General features: G+C 39.0%; 15 protein-coding genes. 5 read left to right on the top strand and 10 right to left on the bottom strand.

All coding sequences use genetic code 11. From position 1 onward, the window contains the following. Nucleotides 1-657: 657 nt before the first annotated feature. On the bottom strand, nucleotides 658-1221 hold the full coding sequence (locus MST18_RS10475) for a TetR/AcrR family transcriptional regulator (RefSeq protein ID WP_180102989.1): 564 nt from the start codon (nucleotides 1219-1221) through the stop codon (nucleotides 658-660). 301 nt (nucleotides 1222-1522) lie between these two features. Continuing rightward, nucleotides 1523-2158: a cation transporter gene (locus MST18_RS10480; RefSeq protein ID WP_180077517.1), complete on the bottom strand. Its 636-nt coding sequence runs from the start codon at nucleotides 2156-2158 to the stop codon at nucleotides 1523-1525. Nucleotides 2159-2234: 76 nt separating this feature from the next. Between MST18_RS10480 and MST18_RS10485 the strand changes: the two genes are divergently transcribed. The 3 genes from MST18_RS10485 to MST18_RS10495 all read left to right on the top strand — a co-directional run bounded on the left by MST18_RS10485 (nucleotide 2235) and on the right by MST18_RS10495 (nucleotide 4390). Beyond that, complete coding sequence (locus tag MST18_RS10485; RefSeq protein WP_180089094.1) at nucleotides 2235-2651, top strand: Cd(II)/Pb(II)-responsive transcriptional regulator; 417 nt, start codon at nucleotides 2235-2237, stop codon at nucleotides 2649-2651. Nucleotides 2652-2731: 80 nt separating this feature from the next. Continuing rightward, entirely contained in the window at nucleotides 2732-4126 is a 1395-nt protein-coding gene (gene yegQ / locus MST18_RS10490) for a tRNA 5-hydroxyuridine modification protein YegQ (RefSeq protein ID WP_180134016.1), read from the top strand. 9 nt (nucleotides 4127-4135) lie between these two features. Then, nucleotides 4136-4390, top strand: coding sequence for a YfhL family 4Fe-4S dicluster ferredoxin (locus MST18_RS10495; RefSeq protein WP_180134017.1), 255 nt, complete (start codon nucleotides 4136-4138; stop codon nucleotides 4388-4390). A 282-nt stretch (nucleotides 4391-4672) separates the two neighbouring features. Here MST18_RS10495 and ahpF read toward each other — a convergent pair whose 3' ends face one another. Then, nucleotides 4673-6238 (bottom strand): alkyl hydroperoxide reductase subunit F, encoded by a 1566-nt coding sequence (gene ahpF / locus MST18_RS10500; RefSeq protein WP_180035992.1) that lies wholly within the window; start codon nucleotides 6236-6238, stop codon nucleotides 4673-4675. Between the two features lie 433 nt (nucleotides 6239-6671). Here ahpF and MST18_RS10505 point away from each other — a divergent pair, with 433 nt between their 5' ends. After that, on the top strand, nucleotides 6672-7280 hold the full coding sequence (locus MST18_RS10505) for a DsbA family protein (RefSeq protein WP_180133640.1): 609 nt from the start codon (nucleotides 6672-6674) through the stop codon (nucleotides 7278-7280). Between the two features lie 85 nt (nucleotides 7281-7365). Here the strand turns inward: MST18_RS10505 and MST18_RS10510 are convergent, their stop codons facing one another. The 3 genes from MST18_RS10510 to MST18_RS10520 are packed head-to-tail and all read right to left on the bottom strand — an operon-like array spanning nucleotide 7366 to nucleotide 10266. Further along, a complete protein-coding gene (locus tag MST18_RS10510) occupies nucleotides 7366-8286 on the bottom strand; it encodes a hypothetical protein (protein WP_180133675.1) in 921 nt (306 codons plus the stop codon). Nucleotides 8287-8327: 41 nt separating this feature from the next. Beyond that, the gene (locus MST18_RS10515) at nucleotides 8328-9458 is read right to left on the bottom strand and encodes a toxic anion resistance protein (protein WP_180024193.1); all 1131 of its coding nucleotides are present in this window, start codon (nucleotides 9456-9458) and stop codon (nucleotides 8328-8330) included. 16 nt (nucleotides 9459-9474) lie between these two features. Beyond that, nucleotides 9475-10266, bottom strand: a complete 792-nt coding sequence (locus MST18_RS10520) for a tellurium resistance protein (protein WP_078192897.1) — start codon at nucleotides 10264-10266, stop codon at nucleotides 9475-9477. Between the two features lie 327 nt (nucleotides 10267-10593). On the opposite strand from MST18_RS10520, the gene MST18_RS10525 reads away from it, so the two are divergent. After that, a complete protein-coding gene (locus tag MST18_RS10525) occupies nucleotides 10594-11082 on the top strand; it encodes a TIGR00645 family protein (RefSeq protein ID WP_078189122.1) in 489 nt (162 codons plus the stop codon). 177 nt (nucleotides 11083-11259) lie between these two features. Here MST18_RS10525 and MST18_RS10530 read toward each other — a convergent pair whose 3' ends face one another. The 4 genes from MST18_RS10530 to glyA all read right to left on the bottom strand — a co-directional run bounded on the left by MST18_RS10530 (nucleotide 11260) and on the right by glyA (nucleotide 14992). Continuing rightward, on the bottom strand, nucleotides 11260-11847 hold the full coding sequence (locus MST18_RS10530) for a Crp/Fnr family transcriptional regulator (RefSeq protein ID WP_180133641.1): 588 nt from the start codon (nucleotides 11845-11847) through the stop codon (nucleotides 11260-11262). A 117-nt stretch (nucleotides 11848-11964) separates the two neighbouring features. Then, a complete protein-coding gene (locus tag MST18_RS10535) occupies nucleotides 11965-12927 on the bottom strand; it encodes a TauD/TfdA family dioxygenase (protein ID WP_180133642.1) in 963 nt (320 codons plus the stop codon). A gap of 246 nt (nucleotides 12928-13173) precedes the next feature. Then, nucleotides 13174-13578, bottom strand: coding sequence for a nucleoside diphosphate kinase regulator (gene rnk, locus MST18_RS10540; protein WP_078192900.1), 405 nt, complete (start codon nucleotides 13576-13578; stop codon nucleotides 13174-13176). A gap of 160 nt (nucleotides 13579-13738) precedes the next feature. Next, nucleotides 13739-14992, bottom strand: coding sequence for a serine hydroxymethyltransferase (glyA, locus tag MST18_RS10545; RefSeq protein WP_111885761.1), 1254 nt, complete (start codon nucleotides 14990-14992; stop codon nucleotides 13739-13741). Nucleotides 14993-15127 lie beyond the last annotated feature (135 nt).

The raw sequence follows: 15127 nt of genomic DNA on the forward strand, positions 1-15127 counted from the left end.
ATTTTGCTGCTAGTTTAGTCAAATTCATCAATAAACTTAATGCTTAAAACCATAGAAGATGTTTCGTTATGTAAAATCCACGATTCAAAAATTCACTTAAAAATAAAAAGCTGAGAACCCACGCACTAAATACTTATTGCATATAAAATATTCAAAAAATGGTCTTAGACCATGCACTTGCATCCAACACGTAGCGTCACTCACATAAATGTAAAAATAGTTTTATCATCTAATTTACATCGAGCTTAATGATCAATTTTTTAATATTATCTTTAAAAATAGTGGATTAATTTAAACTTAAGCTAGATTAAAAAACACACAAACCTTTCTTTCCTGTCTTGTAATTCACCTAAGATCCTCTATAATTCAAAAAAACAGACAAGTCTGTCTATTTTGCTGCAAAAACCGAATGAATTTAACATTCAGAGGGTAAAAATATAAATGAGAGAAAACGTATAAAACGTTCGAAAATCAAATCATTGACATAAGCTAACAAAGTGAATGATTTGAACGCACAATTGTCAGCAAAGCGCGATTACCCCAAATAATCGCGCTTTTTATTTTCTTAGAATCTTAAGTTATGTGAAAAAAATTGATGGTTAATCAATACAAATATGTCGTCTCTAGATTTAAAACCCAGATGCCTACAAGCAAATTTTAAGCGGCCAATTCCAAACGAATTAAGGTTTCAACTCGCTTCCAATAATCTGCTAAATGCACTTGGTTGGGGTCAATTTGGGCTTGAATAGTCATGCCATCCAAAATACTACTCAGAAATGCAGCAAGTTGTTCAGTTTGCTGAATGCCCAGATTTTGCAAGGCAGTACTTAGTTTTGATTTAAGCCACTCTTTATAGTCGATCGCAGGTTGCAATGAAGACGGATAAACTTTAGATATTTCTTCTACTGCTTTTTGAAACATACAACCATTAAAATCTGCGGTATGAAACCAAGCATCGTACCAAGCAAAAATGGTTTTAATATGCGAAAGATGGTCTTCTGGATCACATTCTGCAATAGCAGCTTCAAGTGATTCCTGTAAATTAAGATTTCGAATCACGAGACATTCTTCAATTAATTTGGCTTTAGAGGGGAAATATTTATAAAACGTCATTTTAGCAACGCCCGATTCCCCAATAATTCGATCTATACCAATCGAGTTATAGCTATAAGAATTGAAGAGTTGGAGCGCAACGTTAATGATGTCTTGCTTTTTCGACATTTAATTTACCTGATGCACCAATGGGGCCTAAACATAAAGCTTTTAAGGTAGAAAACCTAATTTTTAAACATGATTTTCGCGCGCTATTGTAAAGCATAACTTAATTGGAGTCTGCAGATAAAACCTCAGCATCCCATTAAATATCGTCTGATTTCAGAAGATTTATCGATATAGCAGTCAGGAAAATTTCGTATAAAACTGACGGCTATTTTAATTTCAACTAGCGATTTAACGTCTATTCATCTGCGTTAAAAACATGGATAAAATGAATGCCATTAACGGTGGATTTAAGAGTAAGCATTTAAGAGCAAGGGGTACTCAGAATATCTTTTTGCTTACGCTCTTGCAGTGCTTTTCGAATCACCTGATAACCGCCCGTTAAACCTAAAATCGCCATGATTGCGGCCACGATCAAATCTGGCCATAGACTGCCTGTACCAAATACCCCAACAGCCGCCAAGATCACCGCGACGTTACCAATCGCATCATTACGGCTACATAGCCAAACGGATTGCATATTGGAGTCACCTTCACGGAAGGCATATAAGACGTATGCACAGATGACATTAGCGGCTAAAGCCAAGATACCAATCACCCCCATGGTGATCGGTTCAGGTGCGATCCCATTTGCATAGGCATAGAGCACTTTGGCAATCACAACGATCCCAAACGCTGCCATGACAAAACCTTTCACCAAGGCAACTGTTGCACGCCAATATAAACTGGCGCCTAGCACGGCTAATGAAACTCCATAATTAACAGCATCACCAAAGAAATCTAACGAGTCCGCCCAAAGCGCAGAAGAATGTGCATAAGCCCCGCCAATCAGTTCCACCAAAAACATCATGGCGTTAATGATTAAGGCGATCCAAAGCGCGATACGAAATTTACTGTTGGGTTTGCTTGGTGCTGGCTCATGACTACATGTACATGCCATAAATGTGCTCCAATTTAAAAATCAATGGATATGTATTATTCTTATTCAAAACTATGGACTCACTCCAAGGTCAAGCATGAACGTACAAAAACATTATTTGATTAAAGAATTGTCCACCAAATCTGGGGTAAGCGTTGACAGTATTCGCTTTTATGAAAAGAAAAAACTGCTGAAACCTAGCTTCCGCGCAGACAACAATTATCGCTATTATGATGAAGAAATGTACAAACGTTTGGTTTTTATTAAGCGCTGTCGAAACCTCGATATTTCTCTCACCGAGATTCAAACCCTGCTTGAACTTGAGCAATCCCCTACGCAAAGCTGTCATGCTGTGAATGAATTAATTGATAATCACATTCGTCAAGTTTCTGAAAAAATTAAAGAATTAGAAAATTTTAAAATACAGTTAAGTAAGCTCCGTGCCAGTTGTAATGAAACCAGTCAAATTAATGATTGCCAAATTTTAAAACATTTGGAAAACGGAATATCTTGAAAACCCAACTAAAATACTTGGTTGAATCCTTTTTTTAGATCACTACAATAAAGCCATAAATTTTTTATGCCTTTATTGACATGACGATTCAACACGTAACCGAACTCCTCTCACCTGCTGGCTCATTGAAAAACATGCGCTACGCTTTTGCTTATGGCGCAGATGCCGTGTATGCAGGTCAGCCGCGATATAGCTTACGTGTGCGCAATAATGCTTTCGACCATGACAATTTAAAAATTGGCATTGAAGAAGCTCATACCTTAGGTAAAAAGTTTTATGTGGTGGTAAACATCCAACCTCATAACTCAAAACTGAAAAATTTCATCCGTGACCTTGAACCTGTGGTTGCCATGAATCCTGATGCACTGATCATGTCTGACCCTGGTCTAATCATGATGGTGCGTGAACATTTTCCAGAAGTGTCCATTCATTTGTCTGTACAAGCCAATGCGGTGAACTGGGCAACAGTTAAATTTTGGAAAAATATGGGACTGACACGTGTCATTTTGTCACGTGAATTATCAATCGAAGAAATTGAAGAAATTAAACACAATGTACCTGATATGGAAATTGAAGTTTTCGTACATGGTGCATTATGTATGGCTTACTCCGGTCGTTGCTTACTTTCTGGCTACATGAATAAACGTGATGCAAACCAAGGTGCATGTACCAATGCATGCCGTTGGGATTATAAAATTCACGATGCAGTTGAAGATGAAACTGGTGATGTTATTCCAGTCACACAAATTGAAGAATCATCATGCTGCAATAATAAAAATGCCGATGAGCAACACGCCCTAGAACAACACCAATTCGGCGAGCCGGTTTTATTACAACGCAATGAAGAAGACATGTTTGCTGCTGAAGAAGATGAACATGGCACTTATTTCATGAACTCGAAAGACTTGCGTGCTGTACAGCATGTAGACCGTTTAACCAAAATGGGCATTCATTCTTTAAAAATTGAAGGCCGTACCAAGTCTTACTTTTACTGTGCGCGTACCGCTCAAATTTATCGTAAAGCCATCGATGATGCCCTTTCTGGTAAACCGTTTGACCCTGCTCTCATGTCTCAGCTTGAAGGTCTTGCGAACCGTGGTTATACCGAAGGTTTTCTACGCCGCCATGTTCATAGTGAATATCAAAACTATGAAACCGGCTCATCACGTTTCGATCATCAACAGTTTGTAGGTGAAGTTTTAGAACGCGATGGTGATTCTCTTAAAATCGAAGTGAAAAACCGTTTTGTTGTAGGTGATTCTTTAGAACTGATGACCACTTCAGGCAACATCACCTTCGTTTTAACTGAAATGAAAGATAAAAAAGGTAATCTAATTGAGGATGCCAAAGGTTCAGGTCATATCGTGGATATTCCTGCGCCTGCCGATGTCGATATGCGCTATGCCTTACTGATTCGTAACTTACCCAATTCGACAGTGGATATTTCGGCTTCATCTTTAGCTTATCAGGCTTGAGTTCACTTTATGGCTTTGTTGATTACAGATAAATGCATCAATTGTGACATGTGTCTACCTGAATGTCCCAATGATGCCATTTATGAAGGCTCAAAGATTTATGAAATCGATGTCGCACGTTGTACTGAATGTGTCGGTTTCTATGAGCACCAAACTTGTGTTTCAGTTTGTCCGATTGAGTGCATTGTGCCTCATCCTGAACATGTGGAGACAGATGAGCAGTTAATGGAGAAGTTTAAAGACTTGAATTTATTTAAATCTTAAATGCATGGTGTGATTGGCGTAAGACTTGCTTAATCCACTTTATATAGAGAAACAACCTTGGGGAAAGTATAAAAATAAGGTTGTAAAACAAAAATAGCTGGGCAACGAATAGGGTTCAAAATGTGTGGGGACATTTTGAATCCTAATTTTGCAGACAAAAAAAAAGGAACTCCGGTGTTAGCATCCAAAGTTCCTGTAAAACGAGAATATTAAGAAAAATAATATTCTAATGACAACATTCAGCGCGGCCAGTGTGTTTCTCGAAACACACTGGCCTTTCTTTTATTGACCAGAGCGGATGATGTAATCAAAAGCAGACAATGATGCTTTCGCGCCTTCACCTGTTGCGATGATGATTTGTTTGTACGGTACTGTTGTACAGTCACCTGCGGCAAATACACCTTTCACATTGGTTTCGTTACGTTCGTTAATTACGATCTCACCACGGTTTGAAAGTTCAACTGCTGTTTCTTTTAAGAAATCAGTGTTTGGTAACAAACCGATTTGTACAAAGATACCAGCCAATTCAATCGTTTTGATTTCATCAGTTGCACGGTCTTTGTAGTTCAATGCAGTCACTTGTGAACCATCACCGACCACTTCTGTAGACAATGCATTCATGATTACAGTGGTATTCGGTAAGCTGTTTAACTTGTCTTGAAGGACTTGGTCAGCACGAAGCTTAGTATCAAACTCAACTAGCGTTACATGTTCCACAATACCTGCAAGGTCAATCGCCGCTTCTACACCTGAGTTACCACCACCGATCACTGCAACACGTTTACCTTTAAACAATGGACCGTCACAGTGTGGACAGTATGCAACACCACGTGTACGGTATTCTTGCTCACCTGGAACATTCATTTCTCTCCAGCGTGCACCTGTTGAAAGAATCACTGTTTTAGATTCAAGTTTTGCACCATTCTCTAAAGTCACTTCAACCAAGCCATTGGCTGTTTCATCTGCACCTTTGATGTCAGATACACGTTGCAAGTTCATGATGTCCACACCGTACTCACGTACATGTGCTTCCATTTCAGCAGCAAACTTAGGACCTTGAGTCTTTTGAATCGACGTGAAGTTTTCGATGTCCATGGTATCCATGACCTGACCGCCCATGCGTTCAGCCACGATACCGGTTTTAATGCCTTTACGTGCTGCATAGATTGCAGAAGTATTACCCGCAGGGCCACCACCAATCACAAGGACATCAAATGCTTCTTTGGCATTTAGCTTTTCAGCATCTTTTGCAGCAGAGTTGGTGTCTAATTTAGCAATGATTTCTTCCAAAGTCATACGACCTTGACCGATGTGGTTGCCGTCTTGGAAGACCATCGGTACAGCCATGATTTTGCGTTCTTCCACTTCGTCTTGGAAGAATGCACCATCAATCATGGTTGCAGTTGTACCCGGGTTGTAAATTGCGATCAAGTTAAGTGCTTGAACCACGTCAGGACAGTTATGGCAGCTTAAAGATACAAACACATCAAAGTCAGTTTTAAGACCTAGACCTTTGATAGTGTTCAGTACTTCGTCAGAAACTTTCGGTGCATAACCTGAAGTTTGTAGCAAAGCTAGAATCAAAGATGTGAATTCGTGGCCCATCGGTAGACCTGCGAAGAATACGCGTGGAGTTTCACCTGCTTTTGCAATACCAAAACTTGGCGCACGGCTGTTGTTACCGTCAAAACGTGCAGTCACTAAATCAGATAAGGCAGCAACTTCAGTTACCAATTCTTTAATTTTGTCTGATTTGTCCGTGCCGTTTAAAGTCGCGACGATTTCAATCGGGCCTTCAAGGCGTTCAAGTAAGGTTTTTAATTGAGCAGAAGTATTTTGATCTAACATTGCTAACGTCTCCAGAGGAGTAAATTTATTTGATGAGAGAATGATAGAACAAACCATTAAATAGGTGAAACGGTTTGTTTTTATAAAATTAATCGGTTTTACAAATCAATTGATTAAATTTCTTTCTAAATCATAAACATATGGACGTATATTAACATAAAAATGATTTATTTCGCACACATATATCGTGACAAATTCCTTATTTTTTTCTTTTTTATTGAAATTACACCAAGCCTATGCAAGACATACGCACGACCTGATCAATTACAAAATCTTTATAAAGCTTTAAGTTTCATTTCAGCAAGTCGGCATTAAATCAAATGAAATATCAGGTGATTCGACTGCTTTAAAGAGCCATCGATACAGCAGCAATCTATCCCTTGCATTAATCAGCCATCGATCTACATGTATAAAATCAATAGTGAGCAGAATAATGAAAATTGAATTTGTCTTTGATATTGTTTATCCCATGAGTTATGTCGCATTTCAAAAGTTAAAACAAAACTGGAATGAACATACAGCAACCCGTGTAGAGCTATTACCGATTCAACGCGTTCCAGAAATTCCTGAACAAGGCTTAGATGTGCTGCAGTATTTAACCAATAAGTATGGTGCGAGTGCAGCAAAGCGAAAACTCGAAATGACGAAGTTCGCCGCTTATAGCGAAGATGTGATTGTCAATATTGAGTACATGAAACGTATGCCAAACAGTCAACTGGCTCATCAAGCTATATTGGCCTTGGACAATATTCTGGATCAATATGCCCTGACTCAAGCCCTATTCCATGCATTATTTGCACACGGTCAAAATATTGCTGATATTCACGTTTTAAAAAGCATCATTGAAGGCATTGGTTTAGATGGCTCAAAAGTACTGCGCTCAATTCAACATAAAGATATTGCAGACCGTCAGCATGAAATTACAAAGTATGTAAAATCAAAGGGACAACACCCCATTCCTTTTTACCTTGTGGATGGCGAAGTAAATGATCAGACTTTTTCTACACAGGAACTCCGACAACTTTTTCATCGCGCAAGTTAATCTACCCAATATCAAAAATCCCCATACAATTTGATGGGGATTTTTATTCTGAGCAATGCCATGATCTAAAAAGTGAATAGGCCTGTTAATGAAGTCCCTGCTCAATTCGATTAATCCGTGATTTGAACTGCTGAGAAAGCAGATACAAAATTAAGCTCAAAACCAGCGTGAGTACCATCACGGTGATCAACACCCAACGTACAACAACTTCTACTACATTGGCTTGCTGAACTTGTTTTTCCACGCTTTGCGCCATCGGTGTCATGGTTTTATCAAATAGCTGATTTTGCATCGCCCAGAGCTGTTCAGGCTGAAAACCGTATTCACGGAATTTTGCTGGATTTTGTTGCTCGGTATTGATTAAGGATTGCACCAAAGGAATTGCTGTCGCACGATCTACAGGCTTATGCATCAAAGCAGCTTGTGCAAGTAAATAGGCTTGCACAGGTTTTGCCAATTGTGCATCTTCAATTTCGAAAGCCAGCTGGCTTTCCTGAATATTTTTTTCATAATGTACCAATTTTTGATCTGCTGCACGGTCATCATGATTAAGGTCATATTGCACATAAGTTAAGCCTGACCAAAGCACAATAAACGATAAAATCCAGCCGACAAATTTCAATACAAAAGATTGGAATCGAATTCTAAAAAATTGAAATTTTTTTAGAAAACCAACCAAGAAAAATGCGCCAATAAATGAAACGATGAGTTTGAGAAATAACCAACCAATAAAGGATAAAAAGTTTAAAAAATAGTCGGAAGACTCACCGAGTTGATATGTCAAATCACCTGCACTAACGGGAATATGCAGTTGCTGTACGCTAGAACTTAGGCCAAAAAAGCTATAAACCATATCATGCTGAATAAACAACATCACAGCCGAAACGATCAGCACAGAAACACTGGTTAAGGTCAATAACGTTAAATTACGTTGACGCTTCTTAATGGTTTGAAGCCCTGTTTCCAGTTGCTGCGGATTTAGCGCATATTCATCAATGGGAGGCAAAGACATACTCCTTCAGATTATATTTTCACCTCCCTCACCGTTTATGAAGAAGGGTTTGAACCACTCGATTCAATCACTAAATGATTCAAATTGTTTTGTAAGGCACGAATACGTGTCGTCGCTTCTTCACGCTTTTGTACACCTTCTTTCTGAATTTGAATCACATCATTAACGGTTTTAATGAGGGTATTTTGCACATGTTCAAGTGTTTCGATATCAATCACTGAACGCTGATTGGCTTTCGCTGTATCGACAGAGTTTTGATGCAACAAATCTGCATTGCGTTTTAATAGGTCATTGGTCGCATCATCAATGCTATTTGCCAATTGCACGCTGTTCTTTTGTTCTTGCAATGAAATCGCTAAGCTAATTTGGTTTTTCCATGCAGGTAATGTGATGTTTTTAATTGCATAAAACTTATCGACCAACATCAAATTGTTGGATTGAATAATGCGAATCATCGGCAAGGTCTGCATTGCAGACTGTTGCAAGATCTGTAAATCACTCACACGTTTTTCAAGATTATTTGCCAAATGATTGAGGTCATAGATTTTTTGCGTAGTGGTTTGATCTTGAACTTGAGTGGTTAAGCTTGCAATTTCCTGTTGAATTTCTTGCTCTTTCAACTTACCTGCGGCGATATACACCCCTAATTGTTTATATTCGTCTTGCACGCCTTCAAACATTTTATCTAAGGTATTTACACGCGTTTTTAAGCCATTTTGCGAAGTTTCAATTTCTTTAACCAACGCATCAATTTGCTCTTTGGTGGTATTAAAGTGCTGATCAAAACTTTGCTTGGCACCTTTAAATTTACTCAGTAAACCACCAAAAAATCCTGAGCTTTTAGATTTATTTAAAATGCTCGTGGTATTCAATTGCTGTGCGACTTGTACCACCTGATTGAGCTTTTGACCTGTCGCATCTAGATCTTTATTTTGCACCAAATTTAATAATTCATCGGTATAGGTCGACGTCTTGGTGGCAATGTTTTTACCGTATTCGGCAACACTATTATGACTTAAATCTGCCAATTCCTTACGTGCAGCTTCGACTTCGTGAAAATCAGAAGTTTGTAAGCCAATTTCCTGCAAATTGAGTTGCTGAAATTTTTCTTCAGTCAATTCTTTGCTTACTTCAACGGGTAAATTTTTGGCATCTAAATCGGTCATAACTCACCTTATATTTCTAAGACTTAGAGGAATTCTCTAATGATTTTTTTAAAGTTTTAATCAAATTTTCACGGCTATTATCAAGCTTTTCCAATGAACTTGTCGAGTTACTTTGACGACTTTGTTTCACATGATATTGCCATGCTGGAATCAACACCTGCTGAGCTTCCTTATATCGATCTAATAATTCAAAAGAAAGCTGCTGAGAAAGCTGCATTTGCGTAATCGCAATATCATTACTGGCTTGTAAGGTTTGCAACGTATTCACCTTTTTCGATAAACGTTCTGCAAAGTTGTCAAGTGGATGCTGATTTTTCACAAACTGCGGGTATTCCACCAAAAACTCTTCAGCCGCGACGATATAGCGTGCCATTTGCTCACGTAAGCCTTGTAGTTGATTAAAACGTGCTTGGGACTTTTGAATTTCTAACTGTAGTTTTTGGCTCAGATGATTTGCCCGATCAAGTAATTGATCTAGATTTTTATAATATTCAACTTGTCCTGAACCATATTCCAAATCGATGCCTAACCATTTTTGCAAGGCATTAAATTTGCGTGTTTTTAAATATTTTTTTGAATTGGCTAGAGCTTGAATCAACTGTTCAATAGTTTGACTAAGTTGTTTCGTCAATTGAGGGTCAACACCGTCTAGCAGCACCGACTGTGCTTGAATTAATTGATCTGCATAATGATTTAGACGATATTGATCGGTCAGTAATGGCACAAGGTCATTCCGCTTAATCGAAAGCACTTCAGCCCGATCTACCGTAATATCCTTTAACGGCACCAATACATCAATTTGTGACATAGCCAATTAAACTCAATAAAATCATTTTTATACTACAAGTTTTGCCATAAAAGTCTTGTAGTATTTTGCAAAAAATACATCTATTTCATCAGTCAAATTTCGCCATCAAATTCAACCGTTGCCTATAGATCCGCCAAAGCAGCCATACAGCATCATTTGAATGGATATGATGACCTACACAGATGAATTCAAGCTTAAGATACCCAAAGATTCAATCTAGATTTAAATTAAACAACTGACTCTACATGAATTATTATCAAAATTATCGTAAAATTTAATCTATATACTTTAGAAGCAAATATTAGATCAATAAATTTAGAGGCTTAAATGGAACGTTTTTTCCATAACACAATGTATGCAGCACGTTGGATTCTGGCTCCCGTGTACTTTGGTTTATCCTTTGCACTGCTACTGCTCGCGATTAAATTTTTCCAAGAAGTCATTCATGTCCTTCCGCATATTTTAGAATATTCAGAAGCTGACCTGATTTTAGTCATTCTCTCTTTGGTCGATATGACTATGGTCGGCGGACTGATTGTAATGGTGATGTTTTCAGGCTATGAAAACTTTGTTTCGCAATTAAAAATTAATGAATCGACCAATCGCTTGAACTGGCTCGGCACCATGGATGCCAATTCATTAAAACTCAAAGTTGCAGCATCAATCGTGGCAATTTCTTCGATTCATTTATTGCGTATTTTTATGGATGCGAAAAACATCCCCAATGACAAAATCATGTGGTACATCATCATGCATTTAACCTTTGTTTTTTCTGCTTTTATGATGGGATATTTGGATAAAATCAGTAAGCACTAATCTAGATAAGGTTAATGAAGCCATTTGTGATAATGGCTTCTCGTCAAATTTTAAATCTAGTTATTCATCAAGTTCACTCATTTGCCTTAAACGCCCAAGATCCAAGATCACGATTTGTCCATAATTCCACGCGATCACCTGTGTTTGAATAAATTGCTGTAGATGTTTATTCAAGGTTTAGCGTGAAATATTAAAAGACTCTGCAAATTCCTGCTGACTGAGTTTCAGGGGAATTTCCTGCCGACAGCCATATTGTTCATAGAGTCGAATCAAATGTCTTGCGATACGCTGCTCTAGCGTTGCTGTTCTCAAATAACGATTATGCTCAAACATCAAATACATGCGTCGACTGAGAGATTGCACGACATTCCAAAGCGCCTGCGAATCATGCTGTAAAACCGCTAAAAACATTGTTCCAGAAATGATTGCCACCTCGACGTGTGTCGCAGCAAAATAATCATAATTCAAAGGCTTTTGTTGTAAGAGTGCGACAAAATTAAATACCGACTGACGACGAATATAGTCATTTACAATCAATTCACCATTATTTTGCAACCAACCAATTTGTAGCGTACCTGAAAGCAAAATATAAATATCTTGCACGATTTGTTGTTGTTTTAAGATGTGCTGCTGCGAATGAAACCGTGAATATTTCACCTGTTGCACAAGCTGTTCTAAAGTCCGATCGCTAAAGCCCTGAAAGATGTCTTCATTACGCAAAATTTGCAACAAATGCTGTTGGGTGGTGTTCTTTTGATCGCTCACGTCTATAAAAAAATGCCTAAGATCTCATTGATCTTAGGCAAGTGCTGAAAAATGTAAAATCATTGTTTTTCGCATTATTTATCTGTTTTTATGCTGTTTTAAATGACGCTCTAATACTTAAGATGCTTTCTCATAAATACGGCCTGCTTCAGAACGCAAGTTTGAAATGTCGGTGTTTTGAATATTTTTCAGTACAGTACTCGGCTGACCATTTACATCGACAGGCACATCGCCCTCGATAGTGACACGTGAGGCGATACGTAGCTCATCGCCATAGTCATTGATGGCACGGTGCTGCGTCGCACGATTGTCCCAAATCGCAACATCACCAACCGCCCAGCGCCAACGCACAATATTTTCCCATTGCACGATTTGCTCTTGAAACAGTTCAAATAGGCGTCGTGACTGTGCCGGACTATATCCAATGAAGCGTTTAAAGAAGTGACCCAAAACCAAACTTTTTTCACCTGTTTCAGGATGTACACGCACCAAAGGATGCTCGGTTTCTACTTCTACCGCTGTACGGAATAAGTGGCGACCTTCTTCATTGTACTGACCTTTCGGTGTTGCATAGTCATAACTGTTGCTATACACCGCGCGTAATTGTTCCGCCAACTTTTGCAGCTCAGGACTTAAATCTTCATAAGCGGTCACGGTATTGGCCCAAACCGTATCGCCACCATGTTCAGGTGCAACTACATTTCTTAAAATTGTGGCTTTGGGATAATTGGGTAAAAATGTAATATCGGTATGCCATGAATCTGCGCGCCCACCACGTGAGTCAATTGACAACGTATGTGCTGTACCATCTTTGAGTGGCACACTTGGGTGATTCAACGGATTTCCTAAAAGTCGTGCAAAGGCTTCTTGTTCTAAATCTGTGAGATCTTGCTGTCCACGCACAAATACAACTTTATATTTTAATATTGCATGATTAAGTTCATCGACCACGCTTTTGTCTAAATTTCCAGACAACTGAATGCCAGAAATTTCGGCACCAATACGACCGGTTACAGGTTTTACTTCAATATGCTGATATTGATAGTCTGGATTGTAATGATTCGATTCTAATTGTGTCATAGGGCTCTACCTTATTCTTCAAATTATTAAGCAACGATGGTGTTGTTGAAATAAAGTGTGCCGACTTCGTGCCCATGACTCTGTCAATTCTTTGACAGTTTTCTCAAGTTAAACTGCTATGGTTGTAATGAAATCTGCTTAACAACATTTGCCGATTTCATATCTAAAAATGCGATATCGAAAAATAAAAAAGCCATCGGTATCGATGGCTTTGTGTGCGGATTTTATCTGTATATCACAGCGGAATTATAGATAATTCCCTTCACGCTCAGGTTGATAGAGCACTTTAATGATTTTGACTTTCATGGTATGACCATCAGGCTGCGGCCATTCTATTTCCTGCCCTTCAGCCAAACCTAAAATGGCAGCGCCCACTGGAGCCAAAACATTGACTTGACCTTTATCGCCACGAAAATCATGTGGATAGACCAGTGTAATTTCGGTTGCTTCTGTCGCAGGTGCAATGTTAATGAGAACTTTGGCATTCATACTCACCACATTGGCAGGGACATCTTGTGGAGCAACCACTTCAGCGCGCGCCATCTCATCTTCCAAATGCTCCATCGTCGGCGTCAACTTAGACTGATGCTCCAACATGGTTTCTAAGCGATGTAAATCTTGTTCTGAAAGAATAATATTGGGTTTTTTCATATAAAGTTCCTTTGCGACCTTGCCAACAGATCTATAGCGATGGGCAAATTTTTTGTTATCTCTTATTCCGTTATAACAGAAATATAAATGTTTAGATAACTTTTGAATTTTTCTAATGACATAAAAAAAGCCCCCTTGAGGGGGCTTTCTCAAGTCAGACTTATTTTGCGTAAACTGGGAATTTAGCGCAAACAGCAGCAACTTTTTCTTTCACTGCAGCAATCACAGCTTCGTCACCTTTGCTGTCTAGAACGTCAGCGATCCAGCCTGCAAGGTCACGTACTTCAGCTTCACCAAAACCACGTGTTGTTACAGCAGGAGTACCGATACGGATACCAGAAGTCACGAATGGAGAACGTGGATCGTTTGGTACTGAGTTTTTGTTCACAGTAATGTGAGCAGCACCTAACCAAGCATCGGCATCTTTACCAGTAATGTCTTGTTTAATTAAAGATAATAAGAACAAATGGTTCTTAGTACCGCCAGAAACAACATCATAACCACGTTCGATTAGAACTTCAGCCATTGCTTGCGCATTCTTAACAACTTGTTGTTGGTAAGCTTTATATTCAGGCGCCATTGCTTCTTTGAAGCAGATCGCTTTAGCCGCTACAGCGTGAACTAAAGGACCACCTTGATTACCTGGGAATACAGCTGATTGTAATTTTTTCTCGATTTCTTCATTTGCTTTCGCAAGAATTAAACCAGAACGTGGACCACGAAGTGTTTTATGTGTAGTCGTTGTAGTTACGTCAGCAATTTGTACTGGGCTTGGGTAAACACCAGCAGCAACTAGACCAGCTACGTGAGCCATATCTACGAATAAGTAAGCGCCAACTTTGTCCGCGATATCACGGAAACGCTGCCAATCAACAACTTGGCTATACGCAGAGAAACCAGCCACGATCATTTTTGGCTTGTGTTCTTCAGCTAAACGTTCAACTTCTTCATAGTCGATTTCGCCAGTTTCTGGGTTCAAACCGTATTGAATTGCGTTGTAAGTTTTACCAGAGAAACTAACTTTAGCACCGTGAGTCAAGTGACCACCGTGAGCCAAGCTCATACCTAAAACTGTATCGCCTGGGTTAAGTAGCGCAAGGTAAACTGCAGAGTTTGCTTGTGAACCAGCGTGTGGTTGAACGTTTGCATAATCAGCACCAAACAATTCTTTAGCACGGTCAATGGCCAATTGTTCGATCACGTCTACATACTCGCAACCGCCATAGTAGCGTTTGCCAGGGTAGCCTTCTGCATATTTGTTAGTAAGTTTTGAACCTTGAGCTTCCATTACTGCAGGTGAACAGTAGTTTTCTGAAGCGATTAACTCAATGTGCGCTTCTTGGCGAGCATCTTCATTCGAGATCGCTTGAGCTAATTCAGGGTCAAATTGAGCAATAGAGGTGTTGGCAAACATTAGCGAGGTCCTATTAAATTAGGGCTTTTAAGCCGTGCTAAGATTGGCGCGTATTGTAGCATGAAGTTTTAGAAATGAGAGAGGGAAGTTTGTGCTGTTTTTAAATAAATAATGCCCATGTTGAATCTGCACGAG

The organism is Acinetobacter sp. YH12068_T, assembly GCF_024606005.1.
Taxonomy (GTDB): Bacteria; Pseudomonadota; Gammaproteobacteria; order Pseudomonadales; family Moraxellaceae; genus Acinetobacter; species Acinetobacter amyesii.